Below are 14,798 nucleotides of genomic sequence, written 5' to 3' on the forward strand. Positions count from 1 at the left end.
ATAATTATCAGAAATCGTATTTATAAAATTAAAAAAATATGTGTCGTAGTTATTGTAATAACCCCATATTTCGCAAATTAAAGCTTCAATTTTATTTATTTTTAAATCTTTTAATAGCAAATTTAAACTTTTAAAATCCACTGCGTAAGCAGTATTAAACCAAGATGTAATCCCAATATCAGGTTTAAAATCTTCAAAATTGTAATTATCTATTTTTGTAAAAAATAACCAAGGGTTAACAGCCAATAATGCTTGCTTTCCCTTTTCTCCTCCCCTTTCTCTTAAGAACATTGCCACGATACGCTTTACCTGTTGTGAAGAATTTTTCAAAGCGTCAATTACTAAATCCAAACCCACATCTCCGTAATTAAAAGCTTCCGAAAGTGCAGCAACTTGCACCTCCACAACTGAACTTTGCAACCGATTTTTTACCCCCTCAATTCCTCCTAATACCACAGCACTAACAGGAGGTGGCGCTTCTCCACCAAGTACTGCGTCAAATTCTCCCGGTTGATTTGAATTGTTGTTCATTTTGGTTCATCCTAATTTATAGTCGCACCCTACATTTATCTTGCCAAAATCGCCTTAACTTCACTGGTATAAGTATCCATTCCATTCCATAAAATCCCTGGTAGTAAATCACCAAAAGCATTAATTTCTAAAATTGCATGATTTTTCCAATCTGGTAAAATCAGTAAATCAACTCCACAATATAAACTATTAGGAAATAACGCTGCTGCTTGTTCGCAAGTTTGCTTCATCATCTCCCAATTTTCTGCACCAACTTTTGCTAAAAATTCCTCTGTATCTCCTCGTTCATTCCCTAAATGCAAATTTGTCATCGGACTTTTACCAAGGCGAACAACGATATGCTGTGCTTTCTCATTGATAACCACCACACGCACATCAAAACCGCATCCTTGTAAATGCGCTTTGGGTAGCCATTCTTCAACTTGTACGCCTTCTGCTGTCAAGATATTGATGATATCGGCGATTTCTTCGCGGCGGGTGTAGTGGCTAATTTTTCGGGAGTTGTAAAGCAGAGTTTCACCATTTTCCCGCACTCGTTCGACGGTGGTAATGGCTGATTCAAAACGGGAATTTGCGCGATAAGCCACAACTCCAGAAGCAGCGGAACCGTGAGAAAGTTTGACGAATACTCGTTCTATTCCCTGCGTTTGCATTTGTTCGCGCAAATGTTCGTAATTGTGAATTTTACCTAGAGAACGAAGAACGGGGATATTGTGATGGCTGAATCTTTCGTGACAGGCTGGTTTGTCAAACATCACAGCAATATCTTGCGGATGGTTCATGAAGTACCCCACCCCCAACCCCTCCCCGCAAGCGAGGAGGGGAGTAAAGAGTGTTTCCCATTTTTGCAGGAGATATCGCCAGCCTAAATACCACTGTCGCGGGTAAAGGATGCGTCCTTTGTCGAATTCTAATTCCATAGCTTCGCCAGGACTGATGCGTTGATGTTGTTCGTTATCTGATACATTGAAACCTGCGGCGATGATGGCTTTATCGATATCAAAGTTCTTTTCAGGAGAATCGAAGCGGATAATGGTGTTGGGTGCGTTGAATTGTTCGAGAGTTTGTTTACCGGAAATTAAGTCTGCGTAAGCTACTACCGTGGCTGGTGGTAAGTTGAAATGAGTTAGTGCTTCTTGGAGGAAACCGACACGGCGGTTTTCGGGGTTGGCGATGAGGATGAATTTTAGCATTTTCTGATATATTTTTTATTCATGAAGGGCAGAATAACGGCCACCATATTTACCATCTTGAGGTTGTACAATTACCCGACATAAAAGTTCGTCTAAGACTTCGGTATTTGAAATGTAGTTCGTAGAAAGATTAAGGGTGTGAAGTTGGTTCACCGCAGGACAATTTAAAAGATATTCCACTCCTTGATTTGTCATTTCTCCCATTGAAAGGTCAAGAATTTTCAGGCGTTCTATTAAAGTAGAGCTTACTAATGCTTTAGCGACTTCATCAGCATATTCACAACTGCGTATACCTAAATATTTCAGTTTCGGAAAATGTTCAGAAATTTTTGGGATTAACTTAACTGCATCAAATACCCCGTTCCCTGTCCATAGTTCCAGATATTCTAGATTTGGTAAATTCAAATTAACAATTTCACTAGCTGTTGATTCTGGTAAATATTTAGTTTCAATAATTAAGGTTTTAAGATAACGATGTTCAACTGAAGTAAATGACAAGCACGAACCTAAAGGAGCGTAGTAATCTCCATCTGCTCTACCACGTATGTGAAGGACTTCCAAGTTTGGATAAGCTTCTAAAATGAGGCTCATATTCCTGGTTAATTTATGCCTGGAGATGTCTTTATAGGGGTTATCTTGAGGATCGCCCCAAAATAATGCTGTAAGATCCCTGAGTCGTTTTTTTGCTTTAACAAAAATGTCTATAAAACAGTGACTAGGATAGTAACAATGTAAAGCTTCGATTTGATTACTCTGGGGGCTATTAATAAATATTTGAAATTTTTTGGTCGTTTCTTCTCTATCAAGACGATGTTCTTCTGCTCTGAAACGTCGCTCTCTCTCAATAAAAGATATAGCAGTTTCAGATTTTAATATTGCTCTAACTTTAGCATATAAAGCCTGCAAGTCTATTTGTAAATTTAGAGCGTAAGCTGTAATTTCAGGGTTTGAAATATTTACATCTCGATTAAATTCTTTAACTAACCAGTCGGTCATTTTGGTGAAAGCAAGGTAGGGATCATAATCTAACAACGCCTGTTTCCCTTTCTCTCCTCCCCCTTGTTTCAATAACCGTGCTGCAAAATGCTTTACCTCATTTGCAGAATTATGTAACGCTTCAATGACTAAATATAAACCCTCATCCCCGTAATTCAAAGCTTCAGAAAGTGCAGCAACTTGCACCTCCAAAACTGAACTTTGCAACCGACTTTTTACCCCCTCAATCCCTCCTAAAACCACACCACTAACAGGAGGTGGTGCATCTCCACCAAGCACTACATCAAATTCTCTAGGTTGATTTGGATTATTGTTCATTATTTTGATAGATTGACAAATGGTGATTTTGGCTTTAGTTTATTCCGAGACTGAGTAATAGCGATCGCTAAACTGAGAATCTGCAATTACTCGGCTACAGAACAATAGCGACTGTGAATATAGCTATTATCATCTTCATGTTTCTGATTACTTGCCAAAACACGCACATCCAAACCAGATAATTTCTCAATCATTTCTTCAGACAAAAAGCTTTCTGAAACATTGAGAATGTCAAGATAATTGATAGCCTCACAATTCAGCAACTCTTCAGCACCCGCATCACTCAACGTTCCCATCGAAAGGTCAAGTACGCTGATAGAATTAATAATTGGAGAGGTCACAATAGCATTGACTATTTCATCGGTAAATTGACTATTGCGTAACCCTAAATAAGTTAAGTTGGGAAACTTATCTTCAAAAATAATCGGATGTATATTTTCAACCCAACAGTCTCCACCGTAATCTTCACTGCCAAACCATAATTCTAAATGTTCCAATGCAGGCAGATTCATATTACAAATTTGTGCGACGGTATCCCGACTTAATCCCCCAGTTTCTACAATTAAAGCTTTGAGGCGATCGTGTCGCACTGGTGGACTAAAATGTAAACCGTCGCCACCACGAACTTGCAAAATTTCCAGTTTGGGATAAGCTCGTAAAACAGGACTTATATCACTTTGTTGAATCCAAGAAATTTCGCATTCATCATAAGCAATATCACCAATAAAAACAGCTTTGAGATTAGTTAAATATTTTTTGGCATCAACTAAAGTTTGAACAATCTCACTTGAATCACGTTCATAAGTTTCTGCCCACAAACCAAAAACTAAAGCTTCTAATTTGTCAGCATTAGGTTCTTGCAAAAGCCTACTAATTTGACTCGGTAAATCCTCTTCATTATCATACTCATATCTGAGCGCGTAAGCTTTATTAACAGGTTCAACAATACCTATATTTTTCTCAAAATCTACAACTTGCCGATTAGCAAATTGAGTAAAGTTAGACTCTTGATACTTCTCAAATCTTTCTTCCAAGTTCCAAGGTTTATATGTTTGCAAAGCTTGTTTAACTTGCGGTTCCACTCTTTGTTTTAATAGTCGATAAGCAAAACGCCGCACTAATTTCGATTTATCTTGCAACGCTTGTCTCACTACATCCAACCCTGCATCACCATATTTCAAGGCTTCGCTAAGTGCAGCAATTCGCACATTAGCTACAGGATTTGATAAACAACGCTTAATTCCCTCAATTCCTCCAAGAACAACTCCATCTATAGGAGGCGGCGATTGTCCACCAAGTACAGCATCATAATCTCTGGGTTGATTTTGATTGTCAGTCATGTTGCTTTACCTTTCAAGTCTTAATTAGGGTTCCCAAAAACTTGATTACAAACTCGCTCAAGTTGCGATCGCCTACAATTTGTAACAAATAACACACTCATAATCTTGACTCGGTTTCTTTGGGGCTTGTGTAATCTCATCAAAAATAGTACATTTGTTTTAGTAAATTAGTAAAGCCCTTACACATTTATTTGTTTGTGCTAGTGCCAGATGGTAATTGCAGTTAACTGGCAAAAGTGATACAACGGAATAACTGCGTATCGCTTGAAAACCTTGAGAATATAGATATTTTACTTATGGCTGAGTATCAAAAAATTGAGTACTGCATCGGTAAAGATGGCAAAATTACGGAAACGGTGATTGGTGCTTCTGGCGCAAGTTGTACCAGCACAACATCTGGAATTGAAGATGCTTTGGGAGACGTAGAAACTCAAGAACTGCTTCCTGAATATTACGAGGGAGAAGAAAACGTGACAGGAACAGAACAACAGTCTCTCAAACAACAATAGGAGAGATATAGATGCTTGCAGACATCATCTCAGATATCCAGGGAAGCGGAATGTTTTCTCTGGAAAGTATTTTAGCGATCGCAATCGGATTTTTGGCGTTACTATTGATTATTCCAGCAATTAACGCGGCGATCGCTTCTCAACCAAACAAGCGAATTGATAAGTTAGGATTAGCGCGATCGCAAATTAAATTACTAGAAGATGAACTCCAAACATCTCAACAAAAATACTTAGAATTAGAGCAAAAAATACAGCAACTTATTTCTGAAAAAGCCGCATTGCATCAAGAAGGGTTGCGACTTCATGAAGAATTGCAACAGCAACGTCTACAACTAACAGAAGAATTTCGCACTTCCACATTTGAGCAATTGCAGACATTACTGACAAACTATCCCAGCATTCACCAAATGGTGAGTGTTAAACCAGAATTGCCCGTGAAAAATCTGCTTTCGATGTTTACTCCTCTAGATAATCTTCTTAGTAAATGGGGTTACGAACAGATAGGCAAACCTTGGCAACAAGTCCCTTATAATTCCCAACTCCATCAACCAGACAACGCTGATATTACCGAAGGTGAATTAGTTTACATTCGATTTGTTGGCTATCAGCATCAAGGAAGAATTCTTTGCCCTGCTAAGGTTAGTCGGAGTTTGCCAGGAGGCGGTAAGTGAGGGGACTGGGAGACAAGGGAGACAAGGAAGAGAATGACTATTGCCTATTGCCTATTGCCTATTGCCTATTGCCTATTGCCTTCTTGTCCAATGACTAATAACCAATAACTAATGACTACAGTAATAATTGATTTTGGTACTAGCAATACTGTTGTTTGTACGACTGATTTGATTACGCAAAAACCGCGGACGTTGCGATTTGATTCGATGTCGCGGCGGTTTGAGGTTGGGGGCGAACAAGTTAGCGTTGTGCCGAGTTTGGTGTTTGTGGAAGGGCAAAATAGCATTTTGTTTGGTGAATCTGTACGTGCCAAACGCTTGGGGTTTGCCCAGCCGGAACGCTGTTTTCGGGCTTTCAAACGGGATTTAGCAGCAGATTTTGTGCCGCCTCCGCGACTTTTGGATGGTAATAGTTATAGTGCTGAGATTATTTCAGAACTGTTTCTGTTAGAAATTTGGCAACAAATTGAACAGCAATTGCAGCCAAGTCACGTAATCTTTACGGTTCCTGTTGGTGCATTTGAACGATATCTTGATTGGTTTCGCAATTTAGCCGATAAGCTAAATATTCCCGCAGTGCAAATTGTCGATGAATCAACAGCCGCCGCCCTTGGTTATGCCATTAAGCGTCCTGGTACTGTGGTTTTGGTAATCGATTTTGGTGGCGGAACGTTGGATTTAAGTTTAGTACGGACTGTCAGCGTCGCTTCCGAACAGCAAGCAGTACGCGCTGAAGTTCTTGCTAAATCTGATGCTTTTATTGGCGGTGTAGATATCGATACTTGGATTGTCGAACATTATCTGCAAAAAATAGGTTCCTCCCGCGCTGAAGTAGGAGAAATCGGTTTTATGAATTTATTGGAAGTAGCAGAAAAGGTAAAAATTCAACTTTCGACAACAGATGAGGCTAAAGAAGCTTGGTTTGATGATGAAAATTTTATGTCTCATGAATTGCAGTTACATCGGGACGATTTAGGCGAAATTTTAGAAAATCAACAATTATTAGAACAGTTAAGGCAAGCGATAGATGAAGTATTAGCGATCGCCCTTTCCAAAGGTATCGCTAAATCTGCCATCGAACAGGTTTTATTAGTCGGCGGTACTTGCCAAATTCCGGCAATTCAACAACTAGTAATTTCCTATTTCGGCAGACAAAAAGTTAAATTAGATAAACCCTTTGAAGCTGTGGCACATGGCGCATTAGCATTAAGCGAAATGACAGCAGTTGATGATTACCTGCGCCACAGTTACGCGATTCGGCTTTGGGAACCCCACAGCAAAACTTATTCTTATTTTACTTTGATTGAAAAAGGAGCAAAGTATCCAGGGGGGCGTTCTGAAGCTTTAACTTTACAAGTAGCCACCGAAGGACAGCGAGAAATTCGCCTTGATATTGGCGAAGTTGCAGAAGTTTCCCAAGCAGAAGTTTCTTACGATGTTCAAGGCAGAATGACGAGTAGCCAGTTAATAAAACAAGATAGCTATCGTTCATTAGAAACTCATCATCAACAAGTATGTGTCGCCCATCTCGAACCGCCAGGACAAACAGGAGTAGACAGAATACAAGCACAATTTGAAGTCAACGAACAACGGGTATTAGTAGTAACTGTAAAAGATTTATTGACAGGAAAAATGTTAGTGGAGAGAGGGGCGATCGCCAAACTCAAATAATCTCCTCTCTGCGCCCTCTGCGCCTCGACGGTTCGTTTAAAAAATAATCGTAATTTGGTAAATTGCAATGCCAGAAAATCAGAATCAACCTAGAGAATATGATGCTGTGTTAGGTGGCCAAGTTACACCACCTGTTGCTGGCGTTGTTTTAGGTGGGATAGATGCTGTTAAACAGCGTTTAGCTAGTCTATCTTTACAACAAAAAATTACAGTGCTAGAAGATGCTCTCAAGTATGGGGAAGCAGGTTTAGAATTACTAATTCAAACCTTAACAGATGTATCACCACAAGTACAGCAAACCGCTGAAAATTTACTTTTTCCGCATCGGACAAAAGCAAGAGTAAAACAAGCACTGTGCGAATATAATCCTTGGCTACTTTTTGAATGTCTGCAAACAATCAGCGGACATACACATGATGTTCATACCGTAGTCATCACCCCTGATGCCCAAACCATTTTTAGTTGCAGTGTTGACACCACAATTCGACTATGGAGTTTATCACAAAGAAAGGAAATTTATACTTTGCAAGGACATTCCAGAGGGGTAAATTCTATTGCTATTCACCCTAATGGGCGGATTCTCGCAAGCGGTAGTTATGATGAGACGATTAAGCTTTGGGATATCCTGACAAGACAAGAACTCTTAGCAATTACAGCACACTCTGGTGGAGTTTTTGCGATCGCTATTAGCCCAGATGGCCGGACTTTGATTAGTGGTGGTGCAGACAATACTGTTAAGGTGTGGAATTTGCAGACAGGAAATTTACTTCGTACCTTAAATGGTCATTCAGATGATGTTTGTGCTGTTACTTTTCACCCTGATGGACAAACTATTGTTAGTAAAAGTTTTGATGCAACTCTCAAGCTATGGTGTTTCCAGACAGGACAGGAACTTTATACCCTCCCTGCTAGACGTTTAGGTGGGGCTAAATCTTTAGCTTTTAGCCCCGATGGGCATACTTTAGCTAGTGCTTGTTCTCAAACAATAAAGCTGTGGAATTGGTCAACAAAACAAGAAATTACCATTTTGACAGGACATTCAAACACCGTTAAATCTCTTACCTTCAGCCCCGATGGAAAAACTCTCATTAGTGGTAGTGCCGACAATACTATTAAAGTATGGGATTTACAGACTAAACAAGAAATCCATACCTTTGAAGGACATATAGGATGGGTTAAAGATATTGCTATTAGTTATGATGGGCAAATATTAGTTAGTGGTAGCAGCGATCGCACTATCAAAATATGGAATATCCAAACAGGAAAGCAAGTTCATAGTTACGAGGGGCATAGTTCTAAAGTGAACTCTGTAGCTATTAGTCCTAATGGACAAACATTTGTTAGTGGTGGTAGTGGTGGCTTGGTGAAAAAAGACGGTGAAGTCACAAAACTTTGGGATTTAAGAACAGGTTCTGTTATAAAAAATCTAGTTGGGCATTCAGATTATATTCAGTCCGTTGTTTTTAGTCATGATGGGCAAAGCGTTTTTACCAGTTGTCGAGAAACAATAAAGTTGTGGAATTTACAAACAGGTACACACGAAGATATTCTCACTTTTGCTACTCATGCAAACGAAGGTGAGTCTTCAGCCAGAATCAAGCTTTCGTTTATGTCAGGAGGAATTAAGAGTTTTATTATTAGTCCTGATAGTCACTTGCTTGCTTGTAGCATTACTTATCAACGGATGATTGTAGTGTGCGACTTACGAAAACCACAGCAACTGCGTATTCTGAAACCACCTCATTATGGGGATTTTAATCGTCTCGCTATTACACCAAATAAACAAATTCTTGTTGATGCTAATGGTAGCAATCGCATTGATATATGGAATTTAAAAACAGGAGAACTAATTCGTACCCTAAAAGCACATTCTCAGGCTATTCTGTCGATTGCAATTAGCCCGGATGGAGAAACTTTGGTTAGTGGCGATAACAACAGCACTATTAAAGTTTGGGTTTTGCGTACAGGAGAAGAAAAATTTACCATAAATGCGCGTTCCGGCAGTATTTTTTGTGTTGCTATCACTCCAGATGGGCAGAATTTGATTAGCAGTTGCGGGGATAGCACAATCAAAGTATGGGACTTACAGACAGGACGGGGAAAAGCCATTTTCAACGGACATACAGCTGCGGTTAGTTCTGTCGCTATTAGCACTGATGGGCAAACTCTTATTAGTGGTAGTGTAGATGGGACTATTAAAATCTGGAGAATGCCATAAGGGTAGAAAAAAGTGCGATCGCCTCACCTCAGTGATTGGGAATACTAAGTAGTAGGCTCAACATTAAAAACCTGATGAAAGAAAATACCAATCGCCCAAGAGTTTATGATGCTGTCCTTGGCGGTCAAGAAAAAGCGCCTCCTGGTGCTGTAGTATTAGGAGGACTAGAAGGTGTTAAAAGACGCTTGGTAAATCCGGTAATTGAACAAAGAATCGCTGCACTAGAAGAAGCACTCAAGTATGGCGAAGCAGGTTTGGAATTGGTAATCTGGGCGTTAGACGATAAATTATGGAAAGTACGCCAAGCAGCTTATTCACTACTAGCTTCTCGACAAGAACCTATAGTACAAGAAATACTTCAAGACTATAGTCATAAAATTGACAGATATGATGCTTTCGTAGCGATGGCGCGTGCTGGCGGAGTGTCCGATATCGATACACTAATGGAGAATCTAGAAAATGACCGCACTAGCGCCACCTACAAGTTAGTTGACTTTACACTGGGCTTAGTTGATACTTCTCAAGGTCAAGACCGAATTCGACATTACCTGTTCAACGGTACGCAGATACAACGTAATTATGCAGCACTTTATTTTAAACGACGCGGAGCAAAAAATATTTTAAAAGAAGCAGTCAACCAAGGCTGTATTGATAAATTGCAAGCATTTTCTAAATAAAAACAGCAATGTCAGAAAATCTCAATCAACCAAGAGAATATGATGCTGTGCTTGGCGGACAACTACCACCTCCAAAAGATGGTGTAGTTTTAGGAGGTATTGAAGGTGTTAAACGACGTTTAAGCAGCGCCACATCTCCAGAACAACAAATTCTCGCCGTTGCAGAAGCCCTAAAGTATGGCGAAGCTGGTACTAAGTTGGTGTTTGAGATTGTAAATACTGACTCGGAAAAGTTGCAATCTACAGTATCGTCACTGCTGGGACAACAAGCATTAGCAAAAGTGCAGTCCCATCCAAACAGTGAAATACCATTAATCTCTGCGGTTGATTTAAACTACAGTCGTTTGCAAAATTTACTCGCTTGCGGAAACTGGAAAGATGCAGACCTAGAGACTGCTAGTATAATGCTCGGCGTGTGCGATCGCCAACCACAAGGATTTTTAGATCCATCAGACATCGAAAAATTCCCTTGTGCAGACTTAAGCACCATTGAAACTCTCTGGCAAAAATATAGCAACGGACACTTTGGCTTTGTTGTCCAAACTCATATCTGGCAAATCGTTGGCGGTACATCAAATCCCGACTGGGAAGCGTGGTGTCGCTTTGGTAAAGGTGTGGGATGGTTTTCTCAAGGTGGTTGGTGTTATTGGAATGATTTGAAATTCGATTTGAGTGCGCCGGTGGGAAACTTACCCCGTGGCGGTGCATTTATTGGTTGGGGGTTAGGCGACTTTTGGACGGGTTGCAGAACCCTGTCTGCCCTTGCAGAGAAATTAGCCAACTGCAAAATAGGCGTTGCTGATTGAGAATATGAATTTAACTCACGCAGAGCCGCAGAGTCACGGAGAGTAAGAGTTGAGAAGAGTTAATTTTTGAATTTCATATTGCAATTCAGCAACGCCGCAAAATAGCTTAAGTTTGGGAACACTGGTATTAGCCATAGGTAAAAATTGATGCCAGATAATACCAATCAACCCAGAGAATATGATGCCGTACTTGGCGGGCAAAATCCTCCGCCAGTTGATGGCGTAGTTTTAGGCGGATTTGAAGGTGCAAAACAGCGTTTCGCTAGTAGTGATTCAGATTACCGGCTTTTAGCACTTTCGCAACTCATTCACCATAGACACGAAGGCTGGGATTTAGTAATTCAAGCTTTAAAAGATCCATCACGACGGGTACAGTTAGCAGCATATAAATTATTGCGAGATATTCCAGAATTAAAAGTAAGGCAGGCAATATTAGAGTTTAATCCCTATCGTTTTTTTGAGTGTGTTTATACAATTGAACTTAATAGGAATAATGCAGCGATCGCTATTCATCCTGATGGCAAAACCCTAGTGTGTTGCGATGCTGGCGGTAGTTCTTATGAAGAACCTCAAAGCGATGGCAGTATGGTTGGTGGAACTTATATAGACTTTAAAAAGTGGGATTTGAATACTGGAAAAAATATTCGCACCATCTATAAAAAGTTTGGTACGAGAATGAAAGATTACCCAAAATATTTAAATTTTAGTGCTGATGCTCAAACTTTAGCGATCGGTGGTTCTCAGCATGACAATACCATTAGAACTGAAATTTGGAATCTCAATACTGAACAATTAAGTCATGTTATTAGCGGACAACCATTGTGGCAGGACGGAAAGCGCAATATTATTACTTCTCTTGCTTTGAGTTCTGATGGCAAAATTTTAGCTATTGGTAATGAAGCTGGTAATATTCTAGTCTGGGATTTAGCAACAAAAAAAAATATTTACACTTTCAAGGGGCATTTAAAAACTATAACTTCTGTCGCTATTAATGCAGATGTAAATATCCTAGCAAGTGCTAGTCGAGATGAAACTATTAAAATTTGGGATTTAAGAACTGGAAGTGAAATTGACACATTGAAAGGATATGATTCTAGTGACTTTAATTCTACTATTGCATCGCTGGCAATTAGTCCTAATGGAAAAACTTTAATTACTGGTGATGATTATTTGCCAAGACTCCTGAGAATATGGGACTTGAGGAATGGTAAGGAAATTCATAAATTATTTCCTAATAGTGGTGAATTGAGCTTTTTAACATTCAGTATAGATGGAAAAATCTTTGTGAAGTGTGGCGGTGATATTAATATCTGGAATTTACAGACACAAGAATTGCTTGCTGAACTTCCTTATGCAACAAGTGTTGCTATTAGCCCAGATGGACAGACTATTGTCAGTTACACTAGGAAATTAATTCAAGTATGGCGAGTTCCATAAAATATAAATGCGATTCCAAATAAATGCGATCGCATTTCCTAAAATGGGCACACTGGTATTAGCGTCGAGGAAGAAAATGATACCAGATAATCCCAATCAACCGCGAGAATATTAGTACGGGCAAGATGCCCATCCTACAAAGTTTTTACACCCAACGTCCTACAACTACTCGGACGGTTCCATCTGCTAATACTTCTTCGTCCTCAACATTAAAACCTTGTTCTTGAACTGTTGCCATCAAGGTTTTATGAGCATATTTTTGGCTAATGGAATTAACAAACTGTTGTTGATTAATTTTTGCTCCCCAAAAGTCTGCAACTATTTCGTAATTTTCACCATTGCGGCGAAAACCCAAGTCATAACCGTTTTTTTGACGAATTACATACTCGGCTTGAGTTGTATCGCCTCGATATCCGCGTACATTGGTGTTAGACTCCACTTGATAACCCAATTCTTGCAACACTTCATGAAGAATTTCACCGCGTTTGATTTGAACTTTAATAGTTGTGAAATGAGACATAATACCAATTTTGGATTTTAGATTTTGGATTTTGGATTAAAAAACAAGAAGCAGAAAACACATAGTTTTTCTATTCTAATCAACTTCTAAAGGCCCGATTCCTTGTTGAGTTGAATAGTGCTTTAATTCCTCCACTAACTGAATATCATTGGAAGCTGGCCTTGCGCCTGCTTCGGCTGCCCATTGCTTTAAGGCTTCAATTTGATTGCGGGCGATCGCAGCTAGTGGTACTGTCTGCGCTACAGCCTGTAAAATATCTTCTGTATTGAAGTCTCGTCGCTGTCCTTCTATTCTTGTGGAAAATGCTTGGTGCATGGCATCAATAATTACTTGTTCAATTTCTGCACCGCTGAAGTTTGCAGTTTGTTTGGCTAACACAGCTAAATTAAATTCTCGCAGGCGGTTGGGACGTAACCTTTGCAAATGCACTTTAAAAATCTCTTGACGTTCGGTTTGTGTGGGTAAATTCAAAAAGAAAATCTCATCAAATCGACCTTTACGTAACAACTCGGCTGGTAATATTTGCACGTTATTTGCAGTGGCAACAATAAATACAGGGCTGGTTTTCTCCTGCATCCAAGTAATTAAACTGCCAAAAACCCGGCGCGATGTCCCCGAATCCCCATCAATGCCACTGGTAATATTACCAAAGGCTTTGTCAATTTCATCAATCCACAAAACGCAAGGGGCCATTGCTTCGGTTAATTGAATCATTTGGCGCACACGGCTTTCGCTTTCACCAACAATTCCGCCAAATAAACGCCCGGAATCTAACCTGAGTAAGGGTAAACGCCATTCATGGGCGATGGTTTTAGCTGAAAGAGATTTACCTGTTCCCTGTATCCCCACCAGCAACATCCCCTTAGGATTAGGAATACCGTAGCGTCTGGCTTCTTCGGTAAAAGCATCTTGGCGCATCAGTACCCATTGTTTGAGTTGATCTAATCCTCCTACTCGTTTGAGTGATTCTTGCGGTGTGAAAAACTCTAAAATTCCAGTTTGGCGGACTGCTTGCTTTTTTTCTTCTAATACGCCATCGATGTCAGACTCATTTACCTGCTGTTTGGCTGCTAAGGCTTTTGCCAAAACTCTAGAAATGCGAGTGCGGCTTAAACCTTGACAGGCTTTGACTAATTGTTCCCGCGCCAAACCGGAAACATTTAATTTTTCTGGTACCACTAACTGTTGAATTAAATAATCGATTTCGCCAACGCTGGGTAAGGGAAAATCAACCACTGTTACCTCTTGCAGTAGTTCATCGGGAAGTTCTAAAGTGTGACTGGTGGTGATGATAGTTTTACGCGATCGCTTTAACTCCCGCGTCAAGTTTCTTAACTCCCTGATAATGGGCGCATTCTTCTCTGTGGTGGGGTTTTTCACAAATGGATGCAAATCTCGCAGCACAAACATTGCTGCTGTTTGCGAGTCAGCTTTAGTAATGCGCGCTAATGCAGCCATCACAGAACCTTTATCTGCACCATTGTCACTCCAACCCCGCACAATATCCCAAAATAAAATTTGTCGTTTTGGCACAGAAAGCGATGCAACTTGCAACAGCACTTCCTCCACAGGTTCTTCTTCCACACAAATCAGATACAGTAAGGGATACCGTGCCCGAATCATCAAATCCAGTTGTTCTACTAAGGAGGCATATTGTTGATTCTCTCTGTGATGAGTTGAATCTTCTTTTCCATGTTGATGAAAATTGCTCATTTTTCTTAAAAATAAGTTTAATCCAATACCAATTTGGGATTTGAGATTTGGGGCTACTTGAGATTAAAAGCCTTCGCTACAAGGGTGTTCCATGAATTTCAAACAACATTTCCTATACCAACAGGACTTACGCAACTGGCACAGGCGATCGCTAAATCATAGTATTTGTGTACTATTACAAGTACTGCAACTAGCACG

At 39.9% G+C, this 14,798-nt stretch carries 12 protein-coding genes and 1 pseudogene; 7 read left to right on the plus strand and 6 right to left on the minus strand.

All coding sequences use genetic code 11. From position 1 onward, the window contains the following. From GNE10_RS20985 to GNE10_RS21000, 4 genes and pseudogenes are all read right to left on the minus strand, one after another. Positions 1–531: pseudogene (locus tag GNE10_RS20985) on the minus strand (hypothetical protein); the annotation flags it as partial. A 35-nt stretch (positions 532–566) separates the two neighbouring features. Next, complete coding sequence (locus GNE10_RS20990; protein WP_185566815.1) at positions 567–1,724, minus strand: STM4014 family protein; 1,158 nt, start codon at positions 1,722–1,724, stop codon at positions 567–569. A 15-nt stretch (positions 1,725–1,739) separates the two neighbouring features. Next, entirely contained in the window at positions 1,740–3,038 is a 1,299-nt protein-coding gene (locus GNE10_RS20995; RefSeq protein ID WP_185566816.1) for a hypothetical protein, read from the minus strand. 86 nt (positions 3,039–3,124) lie between these two features. Then, complete coding sequence (locus tag GNE10_RS21000) at positions 3,125–4,378, minus strand: STM4015 family protein (RefSeq protein ID WP_185566817.1); 1,254 nt, start codon at positions 4,376–4,378, stop codon at positions 3,125–3,127. 296 nt (positions 4,379–4,674) lie between these two features. On the opposite strand from GNE10_RS21000, the gene GNE10_RS21005 reads away from it, so the two are divergent. The 7 genes from GNE10_RS21005 to GNE10_RS21035 all read left to right on the plus strand — a co-directional run bounded on the left by GNE10_RS21005 (position 4,675) and on the right by GNE10_RS21035 (position 12,367). Beyond that, positions 4,675–4,887: a DUF2997 domain-containing protein gene (locus GNE10_RS21005; RefSeq protein WP_185566818.1), complete on the plus strand. Its 213-nt coding sequence runs from the start codon at positions 4,675–4,677 to the stop codon at positions 4,885–4,887. An 11-nt stretch (positions 4,888–4,898) separates the two neighbouring features. Continuing rightward, positions 4,899–5,558 carry an XRE family transcriptional regulator gene (locus tag GNE10_RS21010; protein ID WP_185566819.1) on the plus strand — a complete coding sequence of 220 codons (660 nt, stop codon included), beginning with the start codon at positions 4,899–4,901 and terminating at the stop codon, positions 5,556–5,558. A 111-nt stretch (positions 5,559–5,669) separates the two neighbouring features. After that, on the plus strand, positions 5,670–7,229 hold the full coding sequence (locus tag GNE10_RS21015; protein ID WP_185566820.1) for an Hsp70 family protein: 1,560 nt from the start codon (positions 5,670–5,672) through the stop codon (positions 7,227–7,229). A gap of 67 nt (positions 7,230–7,296) precedes the next feature. Next, the gene (locus tag GNE10_RS21020; RefSeq protein ID WP_185566821.1) at positions 7,297–9,447 is read left to right on the plus strand and encodes a WD40 repeat domain-containing protein; all 2,151 of its coding nucleotides are present in this window, start codon (positions 7,297–7,299) and stop codon (positions 9,445–9,447) included. A 74-nt stretch (positions 9,448–9,521) separates the two neighbouring features. Further along, the gene (locus GNE10_RS21025) at positions 9,522–10,124 is read left to right on the plus strand and encodes a hypothetical protein (RefSeq protein WP_185566822.1); all 603 of its coding nucleotides are present in this window, start codon (positions 9,522–9,524) and stop codon (positions 10,122–10,124) included. An 8-nt stretch (positions 10,125–10,132) separates the two neighbouring features. Continuing rightward, a complete protein-coding gene (locus tag GNE10_RS21030) occupies positions 10,133–10,930 on the plus strand; it encodes a GUN4 domain-containing protein (RefSeq protein WP_185566823.1) in 798 nt (265 codons plus the stop codon). Between the two features lie 147 nt (positions 10,931–11,077). Beyond that, positions 11,078–12,367 (plus strand): WD40 repeat domain-containing protein, encoded by a 1,290-nt coding sequence (locus tag GNE10_RS21035; RefSeq protein ID WP_185566824.1) that lies wholly within the window; start codon positions 11,078–11,080, stop codon positions 12,365–12,367. Between the two features lie 145 nt (positions 12,368–12,512). On the opposite strand, the gene GNE10_RS21040 is transcribed toward GNE10_RS21035, so the two are convergent. Beyond that, positions 12,513–12,887, minus strand: a complete 375-nt coding sequence (locus tag GNE10_RS21040) for a DUF1257 domain-containing protein (RefSeq protein WP_185566825.1) — start codon at positions 12,885–12,887, stop codon at positions 12,513–12,515. A gap of 75 nt (positions 12,888–12,962) precedes the next feature. Next, positions 12,963–14,600 carry an AAA family ATPase gene (locus GNE10_RS21045; RefSeq protein WP_185566826.1) on the minus strand — a complete coding sequence of 546 codons (1,638 nt, stop codon included), beginning with the start codon at positions 14,598–14,600 and terminating at the stop codon, positions 12,963–12,965. Between the last annotated feature and the right edge of the window lie 198 nt (positions 14,601–14,798).

Origin of the sequence: Nostoc sp. 2RC (genome assembly GCF_014222165.1) — a bacterium.
GTDB classification, from domain to species: Bacteria; Cyanobacteriota; Cyanobacteriia; order Cyanobacteriales; family Nostocaceae; genus Nostoc; species Nostoc linckia.